This is a genomic window from Saccharopolyspora indica (assembly GCF_027853965.1).
GTDB classification, from domain to species: Bacteria; Actinomycetota; Actinomycetes; order Mycobacteriales; family Pseudonocardiaceae; genus Saccharopolyspora; species Saccharopolyspora indica.
In genome coordinates, this window is the sequence record NZ_JAQGLB010000008.1 from 38,503 (window position 1) to 58,489 (window position 19,987).

Annotated in this window: 25 protein-coding genes; 17 read left to right on the forward strand and 8 right to left on the reverse strand. The window is 70.2% G+C overall.

The annotated features are described in order from the left end of the window. Positions 1-349: 349 nt before the first annotated feature. Positions 350-1,534, forward strand: a complete 1,185-nt coding sequence (locus OU416_RS18755) for an exonuclease SbcCD subunit D (protein WP_270928292.1) — start codon at positions 350-352, stop codon at positions 1,532-1,534. Further along, positions 1,531-4,482, forward strand: coding sequence for an AAA family ATPase (locus OU416_RS18760; protein WP_270928293.1), 2,952 nt, complete (start codon positions 1,531-1,533; stop codon positions 4,480-4,482). Before OU416_RS18755 ends, OU416_RS18760 begins: the two co-directional genes overlap by 4 nt. Positions 4,483-4,533: 51 nt before the next feature. Here OU416_RS18760 and OU416_RS18765 read toward each other — a convergent pair whose 3' ends face one another. Then, complete coding sequence (locus OU416_RS18765) at positions 4,534-5,031, reverse strand: methylated-DNA--[protein]-cysteine S-methyltransferase (RefSeq protein WP_270928294.1); 498 nt, start codon at positions 5,029-5,031, stop codon at positions 4,534-4,536. Between the two features lie 28 nt (positions 5,032-5,059). Beyond that, the gene (locus OU416_RS18770; protein WP_270928295.1) at positions 5,060-6,532 is read right to left on the reverse strand and encodes a DNA-3-methyladenine glycosylase 2 family protein; all 1,473 of its coding nucleotides are present in this window, start codon (positions 6,530-6,532) and stop codon (positions 5,060-5,062) included. A gap of 97 nt (positions 6,533-6,629) precedes the next feature. Here OU416_RS18770 and OU416_RS18775 point away from each other — a divergent pair, with 97 nt between their 5' ends. Continuing rightward, positions 6,630-6,824: a hypothetical protein gene (locus OU416_RS18775; protein ID WP_270928296.1), complete on the forward strand. Its 195-nt coding sequence runs from the start codon at positions 6,630-6,632 to the stop codon at positions 6,822-6,824. A gap of 15 nt (positions 6,825-6,839) precedes the next feature. Here the strand turns inward: OU416_RS18775 and OU416_RS18780 are convergent, their stop codons facing one another. After that, positions 6,840-7,517, reverse strand: a complete 678-nt coding sequence (locus tag OU416_RS18780) for a GntR family transcriptional regulator (RefSeq protein WP_270928543.1) — start codon at positions 7,515-7,517, stop codon at positions 6,840-6,842. A 119-nt stretch (positions 7,518-7,636) separates the two neighbouring features. On the opposite strand from OU416_RS18780, the gene OU416_RS18785 reads away from it, so the two are divergent. Continuing rightward, complete coding sequence (locus OU416_RS18785; RefSeq protein ID WP_270928297.1) at positions 7,637-8,137, forward strand: SRPBCC family protein; 501 nt, start codon at positions 7,637-7,639, stop codon at positions 8,135-8,137. A 30-nt stretch (positions 8,138-8,167) separates the two neighbouring features. After that, entirely contained in the window at positions 8,168-9,247 is a 1,080-nt protein-coding gene (gene ychF / locus OU416_RS18790; RefSeq protein ID WP_270928298.1) for a redox-regulated ATPase YchF, read from the forward strand. Positions 9,248-9,286: 39 nt separating this feature from the next. Here ychF and OU416_RS18795 read toward each other — a convergent pair whose 3' ends face one another. Then, a complete protein-coding gene (locus tag OU416_RS18795) occupies positions 9,287-9,643 on the reverse strand; it encodes an iron chaperone (protein ID WP_270928299.1) in 357 nt (118 codons plus the stop codon). 158 nt (positions 9,644-9,801) lie between these two features. Here OU416_RS18795 and OU416_RS18800 point away from each other — a divergent pair, with 158 nt between their 5' ends. The 5 genes from OU416_RS18800 (at position 9,802) to OU416_RS18820 (ending at position 13,156) form a co-directional block, all read left to right on the forward strand. Further along, positions 9,802-10,617 (forward strand): helix-turn-helix domain-containing protein, encoded by an 816-nt coding sequence (locus tag OU416_RS18800; protein WP_270928300.1) that lies wholly within the window; start codon positions 9,802-9,804, stop codon positions 10,615-10,617. A 41-nt stretch (positions 10,618-10,658) separates the two neighbouring features. Further along, positions 10,659-11,315: a LysE family translocator gene (locus OU416_RS18805; protein WP_270928301.1), complete on the forward strand. Its 657-nt coding sequence runs from the start codon at positions 10,659-10,661 to the stop codon at positions 11,313-11,315. 271 nt (positions 11,316-11,586) lie between these two features. Next, positions 11,587-11,940 carry a hypothetical protein gene (locus tag OU416_RS18810; protein WP_270928302.1) on the forward strand — a complete coding sequence of 118 codons (354 nt, stop codon included), beginning with the start codon at positions 11,587-11,589 and terminating at the stop codon, positions 11,938-11,940. A 212-nt stretch (positions 11,941-12,152) separates the two neighbouring features. Then, positions 12,153-12,911 carry a hypothetical protein gene (locus tag OU416_RS18815; protein WP_270928303.1) on the forward strand — a complete coding sequence of 253 codons (759 nt, stop codon included), beginning with the start codon at positions 12,153-12,155 and terminating at the stop codon, positions 12,909-12,911. Positions 12,912-12,979: 68 nt separating this feature from the next. Then, the gene (locus OU416_RS18820; protein WP_270928304.1) at positions 12,980-13,156 is read left to right on the forward strand and encodes a DivIVA domain-containing protein; all 177 of its coding nucleotides are present in this window, start codon (positions 12,980-12,982) and stop codon (positions 13,154-13,156) included. Positions 13,157-13,254: 98 nt separating this feature from the next. Here the strand turns inward: OU416_RS18820 and OU416_RS18825 are convergent, their stop codons facing one another. Beyond that, positions 13,255-13,836, reverse strand: coding sequence for a hypothetical protein (locus OU416_RS18825; RefSeq protein ID WP_270928305.1), 582 nt, complete (start codon positions 13,834-13,836; stop codon positions 13,255-13,257). 241 nt (positions 13,837-14,077) lie between these two features. Between OU416_RS18825 and OU416_RS18830 the strand changes: the two genes are divergently transcribed. The 4 genes from OU416_RS18830 to OU416_RS18845 all read left to right on the forward strand — a co-directional run bounded on the left by OU416_RS18830 (position 14,078) and on the right by OU416_RS18845 (position 15,754). Beyond that, a complete protein-coding gene (locus tag OU416_RS18830; RefSeq protein WP_270928306.1) occupies positions 14,078-14,188 on the forward strand; it encodes a DUF933 domain-containing protein in 111 nt (36 codons plus the stop codon). A 100-nt stretch (positions 14,189-14,288) separates the two neighbouring features. Next, positions 14,289-15,059 carry a hypothetical protein gene (locus tag OU416_RS18835; RefSeq protein WP_270928307.1) on the forward strand — a complete coding sequence of 257 codons (771 nt, stop codon included), beginning with the start codon at positions 14,289-14,291 and terminating at the stop codon, positions 15,057-15,059. Positions 15,060-15,212: 153 nt separating this feature from the next. Beyond that, the gene (locus OU416_RS18840; RefSeq protein WP_270928308.1) at positions 15,213-15,569 is read left to right on the forward strand and encodes a VOC family protein; all 357 of its coding nucleotides are present in this window, start codon (positions 15,213-15,215) and stop codon (positions 15,567-15,569) included. Next, complete coding sequence (locus tag OU416_RS18845) at positions 15,569-15,754, forward strand: hypothetical protein (RefSeq protein ID WP_270928309.1); 186 nt, start codon at positions 15,569-15,571, stop codon at positions 15,752-15,754. Before OU416_RS18840 ends, OU416_RS18845 begins: the two co-directional genes overlap by 1 nt. A gap of 14 nt (positions 15,755-15,768) precedes the next feature. On the opposite strand, the gene OU416_RS18850 is transcribed toward OU416_RS18845, so the two are convergent. Beyond that, on the reverse strand, positions 15,769-16,359 hold the full coding sequence (locus OU416_RS18850; RefSeq protein WP_333779646.1) for a DUF4291 domain-containing protein: 591 nt from the start codon (positions 16,357-16,359) through the stop codon (positions 15,769-15,771). 216 nt (positions 16,360-16,575) lie between these two features. Here OU416_RS18850 and OU416_RS18855 point away from each other — a divergent pair, with 216 nt between their 5' ends. Continuing rightward, complete coding sequence (locus OU416_RS18855) at positions 16,576-17,214, forward strand: hypothetical protein (RefSeq protein WP_270928310.1); 639 nt, start codon at positions 16,576-16,578, stop codon at positions 17,212-17,214. An 83-nt stretch (positions 17,215-17,297) separates the two neighbouring features. On the opposite strand, the gene OU416_RS18860 is transcribed toward OU416_RS18855, so the two are convergent. Next, complete coding sequence (locus OU416_RS18860; RefSeq protein WP_270928545.1) at positions 17,298-17,648, reverse strand: MerR family transcriptional regulator; 351 nt, start codon at positions 17,646-17,648, stop codon at positions 17,298-17,300. Between the two features lie 148 nt (positions 17,649-17,796). Here OU416_RS18860 and OU416_RS18865 point away from each other — a divergent pair, with 148 nt between their 5' ends. Continuing rightward, on the forward strand, positions 17,797-18,540 hold the full coding sequence (locus OU416_RS18865; protein WP_270928311.1) for an alpha/beta fold hydrolase: 744 nt from the start codon (positions 17,797-17,799) through the stop codon (positions 18,538-18,540). A gap of 43 nt (positions 18,541-18,583) precedes the next feature. Here the strand turns inward: OU416_RS18865 and OU416_RS18870 are convergent, their stop codons facing one another. Further along, a complete protein-coding gene (locus tag OU416_RS18870) occupies positions 18,584-18,913 on the reverse strand; it encodes a winged helix-turn-helix transcriptional regulator (RefSeq protein ID WP_270928546.1) in 330 nt (109 codons plus the stop codon). Positions 18,914-19,069: 156 nt separating this feature from the next. On the opposite strand from OU416_RS18870, the gene OU416_RS18875 reads away from it, so the two are divergent. Continuing rightward, positions 19,070-19,951: an NAD(P)-dependent oxidoreductase gene (locus tag OU416_RS18875; RefSeq protein WP_270928312.1), complete on the forward strand. Its 882-nt coding sequence runs from the start codon at positions 19,070-19,072 to the stop codon at positions 19,949-19,951. Positions 19,952-19,987 lie beyond the last annotated feature (36 nt).

Here is a 19,987-nt window from a genome sequence, read left to right on the forward strand (position 1 = left end):
AGCGTCAGCACGACGATGATGGTGATCAGGACGCCGGTACCCACATGAGCTCCGTCCGGTAGTGGCCGCTGTGGAGATGATGGCCGACCCGCCCGACAAGATCACGCACCGCCGCACGAGCCCTCCATCACCCGGGGTCTGGTCAATTTCGTACGAAATTGACCAGACCCCGGGCGGGCGTCAATTTCGTACGAAATTGACGCCCGCGCCCCGGGTGAACGTCGATCGTGCGGGTGGTTGGGCCACCGCTGGTGGCCGGTCCATCACTCGATGGGATGCAGGTGCCCGACACGCCGAAGCGATGTGGGGGGTCGACGGGGTTCGGGCCGGACGCCGATAGCTTGAGGCCATGCGGGTACTGCACACCTCCGACTGGCACGTGGGCCGGACGTTCCACGGGCGCGACCTGCTCGGGGATCAGGAGGCCGTCCTGGGCGGGCTGGCCGATCTGGTCGTCGAGGAGCAGGTCGACGTCGTCGTGGTCGCCGGTGACCTCTACGACCGCGCCGTGCCCTCGGGCGAGGCGGTGCAGACCTGCGTGCGGGTGCTCGCGCGGATCCGCGAGGCGGGCGCCCAGCTGGTGGTGACCTCCGGCAACCACGACTCGGCCGCGCGGGTGGGCGCGTTCGCCGAGTTCGCCGCGGCGGGCGGCCTGCACCTGCGCACCCAGGTGGCCGGGCTGCACGTGCCGGTGGAGCTCGCCGACGAGCACGGGCCGGTCGCGGTGTACGGCATCCCGTACCTGGAGCCCGATCCGGCGCGGCGCGCGCTGCGGGCGTGCTCGGACGTGCCGGGCGCCAGCGCCGAGATCGAGTCCCGCGGCCACACCGCGGTGCTCACCGAAGCGATGAACCGGATCCGCGCCGACTTGGCCGGACGCCCGGCCGGAACGCGGTCGGTGGTGCTCGCGCACGCCTTCGTCACCGGCGGCGACAGCTCCGAATCGGAGCGCACCATCGCCGTCGGCGGCGTCGAGCAGGTGCCGGGCTCGGTCTTCGACGGCGTGGACTACGTCGCCCTCGGCCACCTGCACGGCCCGCAGCGGCTGGCCGAGCACCTGCGGTACTCCGGCAGTCCGCTGGCGTACTCGTTCTCCGAGGCGGCGCAGCGCAAGTCGGTGTGGCTGGTGGATCTGGACGCCGGTGGCCTCGCCGCGGTGGAGCGCCGCGAACTGCCGGTACCCCGTCGTCTGGCCACCGCGAAGGGCGAGCTGGCGGAGCTGCTCGCCGCAACCGAGCACGCCGAGCTGGAGGACTGCTACCTGTCGGTGACGCTCACCGACGAGGTCCGCCCGCTGGAGCCGATGCGCCAGCTCCAGCAGCGGTTCCCGCACGCGGTCCACCTGGAGTGGAAGCCGGCGACCGGCCGCGCGACCGCTCCGCTGCGCTACGCCGAGCTCGTGCGCGGCCGCGACGACCACGCGCTCGCCGACCAGTTCGTGGCGGACTGCCGGGGCTCGGAGCCCACCGGATCCGAACGCGCGCTGCTCGGCGAGGCGCTGCGCGCGGTCGCCGCCGCGGAGGGGGCGAAATGAGACTGCACAGCCTGGAAGTCACCGCCTTCGGCCCGTACCGCAACCACCAGGTGGTCGACTTCGACCAGCTGGGCGCCGACGGGCTCTTCCTGCTGCACGGCGACACCGGAGCGGGCAAGACGACGCTGCTGGACGCCGTCGCCTTCGCCCTCTACGGCTCGGTTCCGGGTGCGCGCGGGCAGGTCAAGCGGCTGCGCTGCGACACCGCCGATGACGGCGTGCCGACCAAGGTGGTCCTGGAGCTCACGGTGCAGGGCCAGCGCCTGCGGCTGGAGCGCAGTCCCGAGTACGAGCGGCCGAAGAAGCGCGGCGACGGGTTCACCACGGAGCAGGCGAAGGCCTCGCTGACCTGGGTCGACGGCGCGCCGACCGAGTACCCGCCGGAAGGCCTGACCCGCATCGACGAGGTCGCGCGCACGGTGCAGCGGCTGCTGGGCATGACCGTCGAGCAGTTCTTCCAGGTCGTGATGCTGCCGCAGGGCGAGTTCGCCAAGTTCCTGCGCTCGGACACCAGCGAGCGGGAGAAGCTGCTGGAGAAGCTGTTCGGCACGCAGCGCTTCGGCGACGTGGAGCGCTGGTTCGTGGAACGGCGCCGGGAGCGCGGCCGGGCGGTGGAAGCGCAGTCGCAGCAGGTGCGCGAGCTGATCGCGCGCGTCTCGCAGGTCTCCGGCGCGGTGCACGAGTCCGATGTGGACGACCAGAGCTGGTTGGAGGACATCGAGAAGAGCGCGGTCCGCGAGCTGGAGGGCGCCCAGGCCGAGCAGTCCCGGCTGCGCCGCGAGCGCGAGTCGGCGGAGTCGGCGCTGGCCGAACGCCGCGAGCTCGCCGACAAGGTGCGGCGGGTTCGCCAGGCCGACGCCGCGCTCGCCGAGATCGCGGAGAAGTCCGCCGAGCACGACGCGTGGCGCGCGGAACGGGAAGCGGCGCACCGCGCGGTCCCGGTTCTGGCGGCGCACCGCGCGGTCCGCCGCGCCGAGCAGGAGCGGGAGAAGGCGGCCGCGGAGGTCGTGGTCGCGGCGGCGCGCTGCGAGCTCGACGCGGAAACGCCGGTGGCGGAGCTGCGTTCGCTGGCAGGCGCGAAGCGGGAGGAGGCGGGTGCGCTCGCGCACCTGGTTCCCGAAGCGCAGCAACAGGAAGCGGACCGCCGCCGCGCGGCCGAGCTGGCAGATCGGATCGCCCGCGACGAACAGCGGGAAGTGAAGCTGCTCGAACAGCAGACCGCGCTTCCGGCGCGCATCGCCACCGCCCGCGAGCAGGTGGAGGAGGCCAAGCACGCGGAGCTCCGCCTGGACGGCGTGCAGGCCAAGGGCACCGAGGTCGCCGCACTGCTGAGCGCGGCGCGTGAGCTCCCGGCCGCGCAGCAGGAGCTCACGACGGCGACGGCCGGCGCTCAGCGAGCGGTGGACGTCCACCAGCAGGCCCGCGACCTGCTCCAAGACCTCCGGGCACGGCGGCTCGCCGGCATGGCCGCCGAGCTCGCGACCCGGCTCGCTCCCGGTGAGCCCTGCCCGGTGTGCGGCTCGGCCGAGCATCCCGAACCGGGCAAGCCGATCGACGACCCGGTGCGCGCTGAGGACGAGGAGAAGGCCCAGCACGACGAGCAGCAGGCGCACGCCCGCCGTGAAAAAGCCGCGGTGGAAGCGCAGCGAGCTCGGCAGAAGGTCGACGGCCTGGTCGAGCACCTCGGCGAGCGCACCGAGTCCGAGCTGGCAGCTGAACTGGAGCAGCTGCGTGCCGAGCGCGCGTCGTTGCGCAGCGCCGCGGACCAACTCCCGCAGCGCACTGCGGGATTGGCGGAGCTCGAAGTCTCCACGGAACGCTTGACCGAGCAGCTGTCGCAACTCCGCACGGGTCTCGCGGCCTCGCGGAGCGAGCACGCCGCACTTCTGTCCACAGTGGAGGAGCGGGAGTCGCGGTTGCGCGAAGCGCGCGGTGACTTCCCGAGCATCGCCGACCGGCGCACCCACCTGCTCGACGTCGCAGCGCGGCTCGACCAGCTGCTGGCCGCCCGCACGGCCCGCGACGACACCGAACGCCGCCTCGCCGAACACCGGGAAGCACTGCGCGAAGCCGCGACCGAAGCAGGATTCGACGACCCGGCCGCCGCGCTGGGCGCCGAGCGCAGCGAGGAGCGGATCGCCCAGCTCACCGAGGCCTTGGCCGAGGTGGAGGAGCGCGCCGCAGGCGCCCGCGCAGCGCTGGCCAGCGCGGAGCTCGCCGGAGTCGACGGAGTCGCCGAGGTCGGCCTCGGAGAGGCCACCGAGGCGGCCACCGTCGCCCGCGAAGCGGCGGAGCGCGCAGCTGCGTTGGCGCATCGCGCCGAGCAGCGGCAGCGCGACCTCGCGGAGCTCGCGGAGCGCTTGCGCGGAGCGTGGGCGGAGCTGGGACCGGCGTTGGCGGAGCACGCCGAGCTGGAGGCGCTGGCGGACGTGGTCAACGGGCGCGGGCAGAACGCGCGGAAGATGTCGTTGCGCGCGTACGTGCTGGCCGCGCGGTTGGAGGAGGTCGCCGTCGCGGCGACGCGGCGGTTGCAGAAGATGAGCGGCGGGCGGTACTCGTTCGTGCACTCCGATGCCGCCGGGGCGCGCGGAGCTCGCGGTGGGCTCGGGCTCGACGTGCTCGACGACTACTCCGGCAAGGTCCGCCCGGCCAAGACGTTGTCCGGCGGCGAGTCGTTCCTGGCCTCGCTCTCGCTGGCGCTCGGGCTGGCCGACGTGGTGGCCGCGGAGACCGGCGGTGCGCTGCTGGACACGCTGTTCATCGACGAGGGCTTCGGCACCCTCGACGCCGACACCCTCGACCTGGTGATGGACACCCTCGACGACCTGCGCGCCGGTGGCCGCGTGGTCGGTCTGGTCTCGCACGTCGAGGAGATGCGCCAGCGCATCGGCGTCCGCCTCCGGGTCCGCAAGTCCCGCGACGGCTCCACCCTCGAACTCCAGACCTGAGCTCGTGAGCGCTTCAGGGCGCTATGACGCCCCGAAGCGCTCACGAGCGGTTCACGCTGCGGCTTCGTGGTCGAGGAGCCAGCGCTTCACCGGGGCGCCCCAGCGGAAGCCGCCGAGCGAGCCGTCGCTGCGGAGGACTCGGTGGCACGGCACGAAGAGCGCCGCGGCGTTGCGGGCGCAGGCCGAGGCTGCCGCGCGCACCGCCTGCGGGCGGCCGGCCAGCGCCGCGTACTCGGCGTAGCTCACCGGCTCCCCGGCCGGGACCTTGCGCAGGACCTCCCACGCGTGCTCCAGGAACGGGCCGGAGCTCTGCCGCACCTCGATCTCCTCCACGGCGTGCACGTCACCGTCGTGGTAGGCGCGGACCGCCCGCGTCACCGGGCCGAGGTCCCGCACCACGGCGGGTGTGTTGGTGAACAGGTCCGGGGAGATCAGCGGGATCAGTTCCCCCGCCTCCGCGGTCCAGCCGGACGCGAGCACCGCGCCGTCGGTGTCGATCACGGCCGTGAACGGTCCGGCCGGAGTGTCCACAGTAGATGTTTTGATCATGATGGCTCCAAGGGAAGTTCGGGGCGATTCACGAGGCTTGCAGCTGCGGCGGCTCGACCGCGGCCTGCCACAGCAGCATCCCGGCATAGGAGCTCCACGGGCTCCACCGCCGGGCGTGCTCCTGGATCACCGCCGGATCTTCGGACAGTCCGAGGGCCCCGGCGCCGCGCCGCAGCACGAGGTCTCCGATGAGCAGCACGTCCGGGCTGCCGAGCACGCGCATGGTGACGTAGCTCGACGTCCACGGGCCGATGCCGCGGATCTGCTCCAGCTCGTGCCGCAGTTCCGCCTCGTCGCGGCCCGGGTGCAGCGCCAGCCTGCCCTCGGCGACGGCGGCCGCCACATCGCGAACGGTCTCCGCCCGCCGCCGCGGGCCGGGCAGGGCTTCCATCACCCGCTCGGCGAGCACCTCGGCGGTGGGGAACAGCGTGGTCACCGAACCGTGCGGGTGCGGCAGCGGATCGCCCAGCTCGGTGGCCAGGCGTTCCGTGGTCTTGCGCGCCGCCGCGACCGAGATCTGCTGGCCGATCACCGCGCGGATCAGGATCTCCAGACCGTCGACGCTGCCCGGCACCCGCACTCCCGGCGAACGGGCGATGGAACCGCTCAGCGCCGGGTCCGCGCCGAGCACCTCGCGCACCGCGATCGGGTCGGCGTCGAGGTCGAGCAGGCGGCGCAGCCGGGTAACCGCGCTGCCGAGGTCGCGCAGATCGGTCAGCCGCAACGTGCAGGCGACGTGCTTGTCCTGCGGGCGCAGCGTCGCCACCCCGGTTCCGTACGCCAGGCGCAGGGAACGCGTGTAGTGGTCCGGCCCGGCTTCTTCCAAGCCGTCCAGCGCGCGCTGGCTGAGGAAGCGCAGCACGCCGGAAGCGTCGCACGGCGCGCGGAACGGCAACCGCAGCTGCACGGTGCCGGCTCCGCTCGGCGCGTCGTTGCGGCGCTGCGCGCGGCCGCGCATCTCGGTCGGCGTGGTGCCGAAGACCTCGCGCATCGTGTCGTTGAACTGCCGCAGGCTGGAGAAGCCCGCGGCGAAGGCGACGTCGCTGAACGAGATCGCGGTCGTCTCGATCAGGATCCGGGCCGAGTGCGCGCGGTGCGCCCGGGCGAGCCCGAGCGGGCCCGCGCCGAGCTCGGCGGTGAGCACCCGCGTCAGGTGCCGCTCCGAGTATCCGAGCTGATCGGCCAGGCCGCGGACCCCGCAGCGGTCCACCACGCCGTCGGTGATCAACCGCATGGCGCGACCGGCGAGGTCGGCGCGCAGGTTCCACTCCGGCGAGCCCGGCACGGCGTCCGGCAGGCACCGCCGGCACGCCCGGAACCCGGAGGCCTGAGCGGCGGCCGCGGTGGCGAAGAACACGCTGTTGGTGCGCTTCGGGGTGCGGGCCGGGCAGGAGGGGCGGCAGTAGATGCCGGTCGACCGGACGGCGTGGATGAAGCATCCGTCGAACCGCGCATCGCGCGAGGCCACCGCCCGGAAGGCGTCTTCGGTTCCCACCAACATGGCTTCGATCGTGCCAGCGGGCGGAGCCGGTCACTAGCGGAAATCGGACGCGACCGTCCGGGTGGGCAAATGCGCGGTTGATCCCTATCGTCGCGGCATGGCGCATTCGAAGACCAAGATCCTGACCGCCGCGGCCGGAGCCGCGTTCGCCCTGATGGTCACGGCGGGCTGCAACAACCCGGCTCCCGCACCCGAGCAGCAGCAGGAGCAGCAGGAGGACGGCGGCCAGCAGGAGCAGCCGGACGACGACCAGCAGGGTGATGACCAGCAGGGAGACGACCAGGACGACTGAGCCGCAGCCGTCTGCTCACGGCCGGTCCACCACCGGCCGTGAGCGGGCATCGCGGTCGGTGGCGCCGACCAGCCCGGCCGCGGTCAGGGTGAGGTGCCGGGTCAGCACCTCGGCCGCCGCATCGGCGTCGCGATCCAGCGCGGCTTCGGCCAGCTGCCGGTGCTCGCCGAGGTGGTCCCGGTCCGGAGTGCGGTGCGCCGACCAGCGGCGGGCCAGTTCGCTCGCGGACCACATCCGGTCGAAGCCCTCCAGCAGGACCGGGTTGCCGCACCCTTCCAGCAGCGTGCGGTGGAAGACCCGGTGGGCTTCGGCCCACGCCTCGCTGAAGTACTCGCCTTCCTCCGGCGCGAAGGCCGGAGTCCGGGCCAGCCGGTGGTGGGCGGCCTGCACCCGGGCTTCCCAGTCGACGTCACCGCGCTCGATGGACATGCGGAGCACGACCGGCTCAACCGTCCGGCGGGCTTCCGCGATCTCCTGCCAGCGGCGGTCGGAAAAGGCCGGGACGGCGAAACCGCGGTTGGGCAGCCGGTCGGCGAGACCGTCACCGACCACCCGCACGAGCGCCTCGCGCACGACCGCCAGGCTCACTCCCTGCTCCTTGGCGAGGTCCTGCGGCTTGAGGGCCTGGCCAGGGGCGTAGCTCCCGCGCATGATCGCGTCGCGAAGACGGGCGTAGACCTGCTCGGAGAGCATCTGCTTGCCCTGCGGAGAAGCCGTCCCGGTCACGCGCACAGCATAGGTGACTCGATAGATAATCGATTATTTCCGGTATCATCGATTATCGTTGACCACCGAGGCAGTCAGGAGCACCGATGAACGACTCCGCCCAGCCCGAACGCATCGAGGTCTCCCGCCTCATCCCCGCGGCACCGGGCGCCGTCTTCGAGGTCCTGACCGACCCGATGGGCCACGTGGACATCGACGCCTCGGGAATGCTCATGGACGCCGAAGGGGAGCGGGTCACCAAGGCCGGTGACCGCTTCGCCGTCCACATGGACCGGGAAGCCCTCGGCGACCGCCCGCTGGGCAAGTACGACGTCGAGGTCGTCATCACCGAGCTGATCCCGGACGCGGAGATCGCCTGGACCGTCGAAACCCGCACCGGGGTGAACGTCCGCCACATCTACGGCTACCGGCTGGAACCCGCCGCGGGCGGCACTCTCGTCACCTCCTACTACGACTGGTCGGAGATCGACGAGGAGTGGAAGCGGGCCGACGTCTTCCCGATCGTGCCCGAGTCCGCGCTCAAGGCCACCCTCGGGATCTTGGAGCGCACCGTTCGCCGACGCACGACCGCCCACCGGGGCCGATAGCGGTCCGGACGAGCACCTACACTCCAGGGCGTGAGCCTCACCCTCGGAATCGTCGGGCTGCCCAACGTCGGCAAGTCCACCCTGTTCAACGCGCTGACCAGCAACGACGCTCTCGCCGCGAACTACCCGTTCGCCACCATCGAGCCGAACGTCGGGGTCGTGCCGCTGCCGGACAAGCGGCTGGACAAGCTGGCGGAGATCTTCGGCTCGGCCAAGACGGTGCCCGCCACGGTCTCGTTCGTCGACATCGCGGGCCTGGTCAAGGGCGCTTCCGAGGGGCAGGGCCTGGGCAACAAGTTCCTCGCCAACATCCGCGAGGCGGACGCGATCTGCCAGGTCATCCGGGTCTTCGACGACCCCGACGTGGTGCACGTCGACGGCCGGGTGGATCCGTCCAGCGACATCGAGACGATCAACACCGAGCTGATCCTCGCCGACATGCAGACCCTGGAGAAGGCGCTGCCGCGGCTGGAGAAGGAAGCCCGGACCCACAAGGACAAGCGCCCGGCCCTGGATGTGGCGCAGCAGGCCAAGGAGATCCTCGACACGGGCAAGACGCTGTTCGCGGCGGGCTTGACCAAGGACACCCCGGAACTGCGCGAGCTGAACCTGCTGACCACCAAGCCGTTCCTCTACGTCTTCAACGCCGACGAAGGCGTGCTGACCGACGAGGCGAAGCAGGCGGAGCTGCGCGCGCTGGTCGCCCCGGCGGACGCGGTGTTCCTGGACGCCAAGGTCGAGGCGGAGCTCATGGAGCTCGACGAGGAGTCCCAGCGCGAGCTGCTGGAGTCGATCGGCCAGCCGGAGCCGGGCCTGTACGCGCTGGCCCGCGCGGGCTTCCACACCCTGGGCCTGCAGAGCTACCTGACGGCGGGCCCGAAGGAAGCGCGCGCCTGGACGATCCGCCAGGGCTGGACGGCACCGCAGGCGGCCGGCGTGATCCACTCCGACTTCGAGCGCGGCTTCATCAAGGCCGCGATCGTCTCCTTCGACGATCTCGTCGCCGCGGGCTCGATGACGGAGGCCAAGTCGGCGGGCAAGGTCCGCATGGAGGGCAAGGAGTACGTCATGGCCGACGGAGACGTCGTGGAGTTCCGCAACAACGTGTAGCGACCCGGCACCACGCGCACCTGCGGCGAAGCGCCTCAGTCAGCCGTCAACGTGCTCGCGCGATGCTCGCGCGAGCCTTATCACGAGATCATCCGGGACCGGCTTGCGCGGCGAGAAGGTGACGCCGGTCTTGCTCGCTCTGAGGCCCGCTTCTGCGATCTCCTCGGCATGAGCTGAGATCGCGGGGGCGAGGAAGTACAGCCCGACCTGCTTGCTGAACGCCGCGTAGCTCGCGACGACCTTGCCGCGAATCCTGAACCCCGGCATGTTGTACGCGATCATCTCCTCTGCATCCGGGAGAGCTTCGCGCAGGAGGTTCCGGAGGTGGTCGAGAACCGGGCGGAACGCCTCCGGCGCAGCGGCGATGTAGGAGTCGTGGTCAGCGATGGTTGCCATGTCCCTGCCTTCCTCTCAGGTGCGGAAACTCTAGCCGCGTCCGGTCGCCGGTGTCGGTGGGCGGATCCGGGGACGGACGTGATCGGTGCGGCTCGCCCGGTCCGGACATTTCAGCGGGGCGCGGGGAAGGCGCGGCGACGCGTCGTAGGCTCATGCCCGTGAGCGAGGCGACGGGGACCGGGGTCCGGTCGCCGGAGTTCTGGCACGATCCGCGCTTCCCGCAGGTCGAATCGCGGCGCTCCTGCCGGCAGAACTCCTGCTACCGGCCGCACACGCACGATCGCTTCGCCGTCGGACTGATCGACGAGGGGACCAGCGCGTTCGTCGGGCGGTCCGGATCGCCGGTGCGTCTCGAACCGCGCGACGTGGTTCTCATCCCCGCCGGGCACGTCCACTCGTGCAACCCGGTCGGCGGCGACTGGGTGTACCAGATGATGCTCTTCGACCCGGAGTGGCTTCGCGTGCGCGCGTGGGCGCACGACGCGGCATTCGACGGGGCGATCCAGGTGCACCGCGACTCCGGCGTCTACCGCCTCTTCGACGACGTGAACGCGGCGCTGTTCGAGGGGGCGCGAGACCTCCACGGTCTCGAACGGTTGCTTCGCCGTGCGTTCGCTGGGCTCGGAGCCGCGAGCGTCCGGCGCGAGGACGCGGCCGGAGGATCGGCCCTCGCGGAGACGTTGCGCCCGGTTCTCGACGTGCTCGCAGAGCAGTCCGAGGATCCGCGCCTCGATGATCTCGCGACGGCCGTCGGCATGAGTCGCTATCAGCTGATCCGCGCCGTCAAGCGCGCCACCGGTCTCACGCCGATCGCCTGGCGCAACAACGCGCGGGTCATGCGGGCGCGGGCGATGCTGCGCGGCGGGGAACCGATCACCTCCGTCGCGCATGCCCTGGGGTTCGCCGATCAGAGCCACTTCCACCGCGTGTTCCGCGCCCACGTGGCGACGACGCCGGGCGCGTACGTCCGCTGACGCAATTTCGTTCAAGACGGTGAGCGCGCGCCGGTCTCAAGATGGGGGCCGTCTTCGCCGCTCTTCGGAACGAAAGTCTGATGGAACAGTTCCTCGCCGTCGCCCTCGCCCACTTCCTCGCGCTGCTCATTCCCGGCGTCGACTTCTTCCTGATCGTCCGCACGGCCGCCGCCCACGGGTGGCGCAGCGCGAGCGGCGTCTGCGCGGGCATCGCGTCGGCGAACGGGGCGTTCATCGCGGCCGCGTTCACCGGACTCACCCTGGTGGGCGACGAGCGGATCATCGCGTGGTTCGAGCTCGCCGGCGGTGCGTTCCTCATCTCCACGGGCCTCGCCTTCTGGCGTGCGCGGATCTCGGTCACCGTCGGCGCGGAAGGTGCCGCGGGGCGCACAGCGTGGGCCGGGAACTTCGGCCTCGGGCTCGCCTCCGGGCTGCTGAACCCGAAGAATCTCCTGTTCTACGTCAGCCTCGCCGCCACGCTGTCGTCGGCGACGGCCGGGCAGCTCACGTCGTACGGAGCGTGGATGTGCTCCGTCGTGCTGGCGTGGGACCTGTTCGTCGCCGCCGTGATGGGGGCCAAGCGAAGCCGCGCGCTTCTCGCGCGGGCGCTCCCGTGGATCACCAAGGCCGCGGCGATCGTCGTGACGCTGTTCGGGATCGGAGCGGTGCTCGCCGCGGTGAGGACGCTTGTGGGGTGAGCACCGCAGGCGTCGGCGGGTCCGCGCCGGAACGCGGTGGAGTTCCGCTTCAACGTCCGATGGAGTCCCGGAAGCGGGTGACGTCACCCGTGGCGCATCGGATACCCTGCGTGCGGTGGTTCGCGCCACCGACGGCACTTCCACGTGAAGACCACGTGAATCATCGCGGAGAGGCTTGAGCGGCTCAGGACATGTCCGGATGGGGTGCGGCGCGTAGTCGCGCCGACTTCAGCTCGCCGGTGCTCGACATCGGCTGACGAGAGGACATGGCATGTCGTCGAAGGACGAGAAGAACCTCGAGCAGGTCATCGACAAGATCGCGAAGATGGACGAGCCGCGGCGCTCGATCATGCAGCGCGTGCACGACGTCATCGTGGCAGCCGCCCCCGCTCTGAAGCCGCGGATCTGGTACGGAATGCCCGCCTACGCCGAATCGGCGAGCACGCCAGCGCTGGTGACGTTGCGCAACGACGAGCGCATGAATCTCGCGATCACCGAGAAGGCCGGCTTCCGGCCTGCGGGCGGCGCGGACGCGGCCCTGATGCCGGCCGCGTGGTACTTCGAGACCGTGGACGCGGATACCGAGAAGCGCATCGCCGAGATCGTCCGCTCGGTGATCGGCTGAGCGTCCTGTAGCCCGTCTCTCCCCGTCGAGGGCCCGCTCGGGGCTCGTCGGGGAGGGGCGTGGCCGCGCTGCGTGGTCCACGAGCTTTGAAAGTCCGCGATGCGGAACGTCGTGCGGTTCCAGGCATCGGAACGCGGTGGAGTTCCGCAACGACGTCTGATCGTGTTCGTGCGATCCTGATCCGACCGCAGGAGCTCGATCGGGGGAGCGACATGGCAGCGCAGCGACCGGGTGCCCACTCGTGGGCGTCGCAGGTGTCGGACGAGGAGTTCCGGCTCGCCGAGCTCGACCTCCACGTGCTCGGTTCCCATCCGGAGATCCTGGCGGCCCTGGGACGCCGGTGGCGCACTGGACCATCGGCGGACACGGTGGCGTTGGTGGCGGCCCTGCCCGCGGGCCTCGGTGCGCTGGTGCTCGCGCCTGGCTGGTTCCGCCAGGCCCAGGGCGAGCCGTGGCTCGAACCGGTGGACTTCGGCGACGGCTCCGCCTCCATCGCATCGGTCTGCTTCTCGGGTGCCCTGGTCGGATTGGCGGTCCTGACGGCGCTGTGGCTCCGGCGGGGTCGGCTCCGCGCCGGATCCGAGGTGTTCGCGGTCGTGTTCACGCTGGTCGCTGCCCTCATCGCGCTGCCGCTCATGGCGTCCGTCGACGTCGACGTGCTCGGGTTCGCCCCGGTCGCCCTCCCGGTCTGGGGTGCGGCCGCGGCCGCGGTCGCGGTGCTCGGGGTGTTCACCCTGGCCTCGGCGGGGCGACGCGCCGGGGATGCCCAGGACTTCCGGATCACCGGCCCAGCGGACCTCGCCCGCGCGGATGCGCTGGTCGCCGCACTGCCACCGCGCAAGATCAAGGGCCTCGCCGCCGAGCGCGCGCGAGCGCTGGGGCGGCTGCGGGAACGAGGCATGATCACCGCCGGCCGGGCAGCAGAGGTCGAGGCCCTCCCGATCGGCTCCTCGATCACGCTCGACACCTGACGCGGTCGCTCCGGGGCGCCCTGGAAGACTGGGAGAACGCGCCGCACAGGAGAAGAAGGAGCGCTCCAATGGCATTGACTCCCGACGACATCGCCTCGGCGCAATTCCAGCAGGTGCGGTTCCGGCCGGGCTACAACGTCGACCAGGTCGACGACTTCCTCGACGAGATCGAGAAGCAGTGGCGCAAGGACCTCGCGCGGATCGCGGAGCTGGAAAGGCAGATCGCTGCGCTCCGCCGGGGCTGACGGTCCGGTGGAGCGCAGCTGAAGGTGGGCGAGCCGAGGCGCGATGCCGCGCGGCCGACCGTCGAGGATCAGTGGCGGCGGGAGTTCTCCAACGAGAATCACCGCCGGTGCACGTGCTGGGTGAACCGGACATGAGCTGCGACGAGGATGGGGTGGAGGCGTCGATGGCTGAGCTCGAAGCCGGTCTCGACGGGCACCCGCCGTTGGTGAGGGCGGTGGAGTCCTCGCTCGTGCGCTGCCACATCGGTGAGCCGGAAGGAGAGGATCCGCGGCTGCAGCGGTCGGGGGCGTTCGAACTCGATCTCCTCGATCTCGTTCCACGCCAGAAGAGTGTCCGGCAGGATGACACCGCGACTTGTCTCGGCGATGCCGTCCCGGGAGAGAACGAGACCCACTGCTCGGCGCGGGCGCCTGAGGAGTGCCCATGGGCCGAGGACGAGGCAGCCGATGATTCCGGCTAGGAGTGCCCAGACCCGCAGATTGAGCGTGAGAAGCACCCAGCTCCCGCCCTGGTGCGACGTGCTGATGACGATCATGATGAGGACGCCGAGCAGAAGCACGCCCACCGCGATGCACAGACACAGCCTGCGGACGATGAACCCGTTTGACGCGTGAACGGTGACTTTGCGGCCGTGTTCCAGTTCTCGTATGCCCGCAGCAGGTAGCGGGGCCTTCGACATGGCCGCGACCTTACCGGCTCGCTGGACAGCACCCGGTCAACCGCCTCGATCCGCACGAGCTCGGATCCGCACGGATCGAATCCCTGCAGGAGGAGTTCTGCGCGCGTCCTGAACCGCTCGACGAGCTGGTGGTCCGTGTCGGGGCGCAGACATAGGTTCACCGCATGACGCACGACCTGGTGACATGGCTGCAGGTCCCCGCCGCCGACGTCGAACGGGCGTGGGCAGGAGGCGTTGGGCCTTGGTCGACCGACGACCTCGTCGCCGCGGCTCGATGGCGGAGGCCAAGTCAGCGGGCAAGGATTACGTGATGGTCGACGGAGACGTCGTGGAGTTCCGCTTCAACGTGTAGTGCTATTGACACGTCCAGCCGGTGTCAGTGGTGCGGCGGGCGTCGCGCCGCTGGTCGGTCCTCCTGCCTGTACCTGGGCGAAGTTGTGGGATAGACAGACGTGGTGGTCAGCAAACCCGTGAACATAAGGACCTGGTCGGAGTCGGTTCCCTCCTACGGTTTGAGGCTCCGCGACCTTGATCTGTTCCTGATGCGTGATGAGCCGGGCATTCTTCGGGCGCTCGGGTGGCGGACGGTTCGCGCGGACGAGGCCAACGTGATCCCGGCGAAGCGTTGGATCGCTGGGATCACGTTCTTCATGCCCTTCGCTGGAATGGCGGCCTACACGGGCGGCTACGACGCTCAGCGGCGCGTGCAGGTCGACGGCCTCGGCGAACTCGCATGGATCTTCGCGCTGTGCTGCTTCGTGCTCGCGTTGTGGGGCCCGCCGATGGTCGCCTACCGCTGGCGGCGAGCGGACCGTCATTGGGACGTGCTTGAGCTGGCCTACCTGGTGACGACAGTGCTGTTCGGCCTGATCACGCTGGGAGCGATGGCAGGGCAGGACGGGATCGATGTGGGGGCGCTGCCATGGATCAGCCTGCCGGTCTGGTTGACCTTGCTGCCAGCGGCGGCGGTGCTGGTCGCGATGCTCTTCTCCCGCGGGCGCCGGAAGCCGACCCCCGCCTACTTCCGCCGCGAGGGAACGGCTGACCCTGCGCTCACCGAAGAGCGGATCGACCGGCTCGACCCTGCTCGGGCCAGGCGCCTCCTGGAACAGCGTGCTGAGGCCGTCGCCACGTTGCGGCGTCGCGGGCTCATCGACAACGCTCAGGCAACGGCCCTGACCTCGCGCCCGCTCGGCCGGTTCCACGATGACGTGTATCGGTAACGGGACGTCGTGGAGTTCCGCTTCAAGGACGTCGAGCCTACCGGCCGAGGTCCTGTGCAAAGGGTGGATCAACCCCGCGAAATGACGTGGGGCGTCCAGGTCGCAAGGCGGAAGCCGCGCGGGAGTGTCGGGGCGGAGAACTAGTTTCACCGCATGACGCGCGACCTGGTGACATGGCTGCAGATCCCCGCTGACGACGTTGAACGGGCGTGGGAGTTCTACGGCGAGGTGTTCGGGTGGTCGGCCGAGGCCGCCTACGCCAACGAACCCCGATCCGGGGCGATCTACGGCGAGATCGCGCCCCGGAGCGATGATCTGCGGACGCCGCGGCCGGTGATCCGCGTCGCCGATGTCGAGGTTGCGCTCAGACGGGTCGAGGCAGCGGGCGGTGCCGTCGTCACCGGGCGAACCGAGATTCCCGAGATCGCCATGGTCTACGCGGTGTTCGCCGATCCCGAGGGGAACCTGATCAACGTCGTCGGCGACATGCCGAGCGAGGGGGACAGCTGATGCGCAAGGACGACAACGGTGACTTCGTCGTTTCTCCCGACGAGATGTTCATCCTCCGGCAGGGCCTCTTCATCACGAAGTACCACCTCGACCCCGCGTTCAGCGAGGACCTGCACGCCCTGACCGGCGTGTCCCGCGAAGAGTTCGTCGGCCTGATGAAGCAGGTCGACGCTCTCAGGAGGTGACTCGCCGTCCCCGCTCAGCCGTCGATGTCCAGGCGCGTCGCGATAGGGGTGGGGACCGGGTAGACGCGTTCCGGAGGCATGAGTCGTTGAGCCTTGCCCGCCTGGCCGGACTGGGCCAGCTTCGCGATCTTCCGCGTTTGCGACGTGAGGTCGGTCAGGTCGACGATCCACTCCTCGGCGAACCTGGTGATCAAACCGCGGCCGATGCCCACCTGGATGCTGTAGTGGTTGAGCGCGGCGCCGCGCAGCGACCGCTCCGGATCCCACTGGACGTGGACCGCGGCCTCGGCAACGGCTCGCGGGTCGGAAGTGGTCAGAACCGCTTGGGAGAGCGCTTCTTCCCAGCCCTCCCGCGTGATCCGCACGGCGAGGATGCGTTCCTGGCCGCGCTTCTGAGCCCAGTTGCTGCGGTGCATGAGCCACCGGAACGACGGCTTGATCCACGTCATCCGGTGGAACGAGAACGGCGGCACGAACCGGTTGGCCCGCAGCGCGGGATCAGCGATGTCGGAGGAATAGGCCTGGTACACGACGATCGTCCGACGATCGAACTGAGCCCGAACCTGACGCTGCGGCAACACATTCCGATCCTGCCAGCCGCACACCCTCGAAAGCCAACGGTTTTCTCGCAGTTCAGGGGTGGGTGGTAGCCGCCCACCCCCGCGGAACTCGGGTGCTGACATGTGTGGTTGTTCGCGCTGGAACGCGGTGATTCGCCCGTCATGCTCCGATGCCTGGGTTAAGCTGACCTGCATGGACAGGGATCTCGGCGAGCCGCGACACCTGGTGATGTTCGGGTCTGGCCTCGCCGCAGGTGCACGATGAACGATCCTCAAGCCGCTGTCCGGCAAACGCCGTCACACGCATTGCAGCACCTGCGCGAGCACGGGAGCATCTCGCTGCCCGGCCGGACATCCGATCCGTATCTGCGCTGGCAGAAGCGTCGCAGGATCTCGCTCGTCGTGTTCTCGACCATCGGTGGCTTCGGCGTCCTCGCCGCGGTGCTCGGGTTCCTGCTGCGCGCTGTCGCCGTCTGGGCCCTGCTGATTCCCGTCGGCGGGCTCCTCGCGTTCGTGGGGATCGTCGCAGCTGGTGCGCTCGCTCTCCTCGGCGGCGCGCATCGTTTCCGGCTGCACGCCGAGACCCAGCCGGTGATGCTCGACTCGCGCGGCATCTGCCTGCGCGGAATCGGGCCGATTCCCTGGAGCGACCTGGCAGCGCCCGGACATCGACGGATCCGCACGAAGAACGATGTGAGCGGCATGTGCGCCGTCATGCCGTTGAGCACGCAGGGGCATGCGAGGGTCAACGCGAGCTTCTCGTCGAGGACGCTGCTCATCGGTCCGAAGCCGTATCTGCGCAGCGACGTGCCGTACCTGCTGCTTCCCGGGATCGACGGGTTCACCGAGGCGGAAACCGTGCAGCTGTTCCAGACCGCCTATGCGATGCACGCCCGGTGAGGGCTGCGATCCTGCGGGGCTCGCAGGGGACCGAGCGTTGCAGGCGGTCTCGGAAGGAACGAGGCCACGCGTGGGGCTGCTGGTCAGGCTTCGGTGGCTGCTAGGTAGGTGGCGAGGGCTGTTCGGGTTTGCTGGAGGCAGGTCAGGCGGTCGTCGATCGCCGTCAGCTCGGTGCGGAGGGTGGCCAGGAGGTTCGGGCACGGTTCGAGGACCGGGAGCTCGCCGCGAGCGCAGGGCAGGACCGTGCGGATCGTTTCCGTGTTCAGGCCCGCTGCCAGCAGATTGCGGATCTGGGCGACTGCCGTGATCGCCTCCGCCGGGTAGTAGCGGTAGCCGCTCGGTGCTCGCTGCGAGGTGAGCAGGCCCTGCTGCTCGTAGTAGCGCAGGAGGCGCTGGCTGACCCCGGTCCGGCGGGACAGCTCGCCGATCTTCATGAGATCCGGCTCACGGGACGTTGACTCTGCCATCGGTGTCAGACTCTAGCGTTTGCGGCATGAGGAGCAGCGATCGAACCCTCGCAGGCCTGCTGGTCTGCGCGTTCGCCGGCTGCTCGGTGAAGTTCTGGAGCAGGAGGAAGAACTGATGTCGCTGTCGTTTGAGGTGCACGGGTCCGGGCCGGGGTTGTTGCTGGCGCACGGTGCCGGCGGGTCGGCCGCGGCCAACTTCCCGTTCATCGCCGAGCTGGCGGAGAAGCGCACGGTGGTCGCACCGGACTACCCGGGATCGGGTGCGACGCCGAAGGCCGAGCAGCCGTTGGAACTGGACCGGCTGGTCGACGACCTCGTCGCGACCGCGGTCGACTCGGGGGTGGAAACCTTCGCGGTGCTGGGCTATTCCACCGGTGCGGCGGTCGCGGTCCGCGCCGCCGCGCGGTATCCGGAGCGCGTCACCGCGCTGGTGCTCACGGCCGGGCTCGCCCACGTCGACCAGCACCTCCGCCTCAACCTCGACGTCTGGCAGCACCTGCTCGACACCCCGGAGGCGCTCGCGCCGTTCGTGGTGCTGAACTGCTTCGGGCCGGAGGCGCTGAACTCGATCGATGACCTGGACGGGGTGCTGCGCGGGACGGCGGAGGGCGTACCGGTCGGCACCCGCGACGTCCTCGACCTGCTGCGCACCATCGACGTCCGCGCTGATCTGCCCGGGATCACCGTGCCGACGCTGGTCGTGGCGACCACTCAGGACACTCTGGTGCCGCCGCACCACTCCCGCGAACTGGCGAGCGCGATCCCCGGCGCGAAGCTCGTCGAGGTCGAGTCCGGGCACCTGATCGGTGCGCAGAACCCCGGGGCCTGGCTGGCGGCGATCCAGGACTTCCTGGGGTGAGGTGGCCGTGAGTGCTTTGGGGTGTCATGGCGCCCCGAAGCACTCACGGCAGGTTCTCCAGCCGCTCGAGGTGCTCCTCGCCCCATTCGCCGAGGGGCATGAGGGCGTCCCGCAGGGAGCGGCCGAATTCGGTCAGCGAGTACTCCACCTTCGGCGGAACCTGGTGGTAGACCTCGCGGTGCACGAGACCGTTGGTCTCCAGCTCGCGCAGCTGCAGGATCAGCATCCGCTCGCTGATGCCCTCCACCGCCCGCCGCAGCTCGCCGAAGCGCAGCGGCCCGTCACCGAGGAAGAAGAGGATCAGCCCCTTCCACTTCCCGCCCATCACGGCGATCGCCGCGTCGAACCCGCAGGTGTACTTCCGCTTCGTCAACAGTTCCCCCACTTACAAAAGTGTATGTACCGAACAGAATAGTAGGTACTTGCACAAAATTCCGTGCCTGCGCAGTATTGGTTCCGGCGCCGCGCCGGAATCGCGAACCGGTTGCGAATGCCTTCCCCGATTCACCATTGATCCAGGAGTACACGCATGGTTGAGCAGTCCCGCACGCCCGTGACCGTCCTCGGTCTCGGTTCGATGGGCAGTGCGCTGGCCGGAGCGTTCATCGACGCCGGCCATCCGACGACCGTCTGGAACCGGACGGCGTCGAAGGCCGAGCCGCTGGTGGCCAAGGGAGCCGTGCACGCGGCTTCGGTCGAGGAAGCGGTTGCGGCGAGTCCGCTGGTGATCGCCTGCCTGACGACGTACGAGAACACCGTCGAAGCGCTGGAGCCCGCCGCTGCTGCGCTGGCCGGACGTGCTCTGGTCCCGCTGAACAGCGGGTCGCCGTCGGGTGCGCGCCGGATGGCGGAGTGGGCGACCGGGCGCGGAGCCCGCTACCTGGACGGGGCGATCAAGAACGTGCCGTCCGCGGTGGGCGCGGCGGACACCCTGCTCTACTACGGCGGTGACCGGAGCGTCTTCGACGAGCACGAGGCGACGCTGCGGGTCATGGGCGGCGACACCGTCTACCTCGGTGCTGACGCGGACCTCGCCGCTCTGTACGAGATGGCCGTGGGCGGCACCTTGTTGCCCGCGCTCGTGGGGTTCTTCCAGGGCGCGGCGGCGTTGCAGGCGCGCGGGCTCGAGGCCGCGTCGATGGTGCGGTTCAGCGTCAAGTGGTTCGAGATGATCAACTCCGTGCTGCCCGTCTTCGCCGCCGAGATCGACCGCGGCGAGTACGGCGACGCGGCATCGTCGGTGAACCTGTTCCTCGCCGGAGCGGCCCACGACGAGGAGCTGGGCCGGGAGGCGAACATCGACGTGGCGTGGCACGAGCCGTTCCGCGAACTGCTGGAACGCGCCGTCGCGGCGGGCCACGGCGAGCACAGCATCTCCGCTCTCACCGAGGTGCTGAAGAAGCCCGCGTGAGATTCGCAGCCGTCGGATCCGGGCCAACGCTGATAG

Coding starts and splice junctions, on each gene's coding strand:
- OU416_RS18860 (WP_270928545.1), bottom strand. CDS start 17,648: ATGAAGATCGGCGAGCTGTCCCGCCGGACCGGGGTCAGCCAGCGCCTC.
- OU416_RS18770 (WP_270928295.1), bottom strand. CDS start 6,532: ATGTTGGTGGGAACCGAAGACGCCTTCCGGGCGGTGGCCTCGCGCGAT.
- OU416_RS18785 (WP_270928297.1), top strand. CDS start 7,637: ATGAACGACTCCGCCCAGCCCGAACGCATCGAGGTCTCCCGCCTCATC.
- OU416_RS18805 (WP_270928301.1), top strand. CDS start 10,659: ATGGGGGCCGTCTTCGCCGCTCTTCGGAACGAAAGTCTGATGGAACAG.
- OU416_RS18775 (WP_270928296.1), top strand. CDS start 6,630: ATGGCGCATTCGAAGACCAAGATCCTGACCGCCGCGGCCGGAGCCGCG.
- OU416_RS18755 (WP_270928292.1), top strand. CDS start 350: ATGCGGGTACTGCACACCTCCGACTGGCACGTGGGCCGGACGTTCCAC.
- OU416_RS18810 (WP_270928302.1), top strand. CDS start 11,587: ATGTCGTCGAAGGACGAGAAGAACCTCGAGCAGGTCATCGACAAGATC.
- OU416_RS18875 (WP_270928312.1), top strand. CDS start 19,070: ATGGTTGAGCAGTCCCGCACGCCCGTGACCGTCCTCGGTCTCGGTTCG.
- OU416_RS18760 (WP_270928293.1), top strand. CDS start 1,531: ATGAGACTGCACAGCCTGGAAGTCACCGCCTTCGGCCCGTACCGCAAC.
- OU416_RS18765 (WP_270928294.1), bottom strand. CDS start 5,031: ATGATCAAAACATCTACTGTGGACACTCCGGCCGGACCGTTCACGGCC.
- OU416_RS18780 (WP_270928543.1), bottom strand. CDS start 7,517: ATGCTCTCCGAGCAGGTCTACGCCCGTCTTCGCGACGCGATCATGCGC.
- OU416_RS18795 (WP_270928299.1), bottom strand. CDS start 9,643: ATGGCAACCATCGCTGACCACGACTCCTACATCGCCGCTGCGCCGGAG.
- OU416_RS18865 (WP_270928311.1), top strand. CDS start 17,797: ATGTCGCTGTCGTTTGAGGTGCACGGGTCCGGGCCGGGGTTGTTGCTG.
- OU416_RS18845 (WP_270928309.1), top strand. CDS start 15,569: ATGCGCAAGGACGACAACGGTGACTTCGTCGTTTCTCCCGACGAGATG.
- OU416_RS18825 (WP_270928305.1), bottom strand. CDS start 13,836: ATGTCGAAGGCCCCGCTACCTGCTGCGGGCATACGAGAACTGGAACAC.
- OU416_RS18815 (WP_270928303.1), top strand. CDS start 12,153: ATGGCAGCGCAGCGACCGGGTGCCCACTCGTGGGCGTCGCAGGTGTCG.
- OU416_RS18840 (WP_270928308.1), top strand. CDS start 15,213: ATGACGCGCGACCTGGTGACATGGCTGCAGATCCCCGCTGACGACGTT.
- OU416_RS18820 (WP_270928304.1), top strand. CDS start 12,980: ATGGCATTGACTCCCGACGACATCGCCTCGGCGCAATTCCAGCAGGTG.
- OU416_RS18855 (WP_270928310.1), top strand. CDS start 16,576: ATGAACGATCCTCAAGCCGCTGTCCGGCAAACGCCGTCACACGCATTG.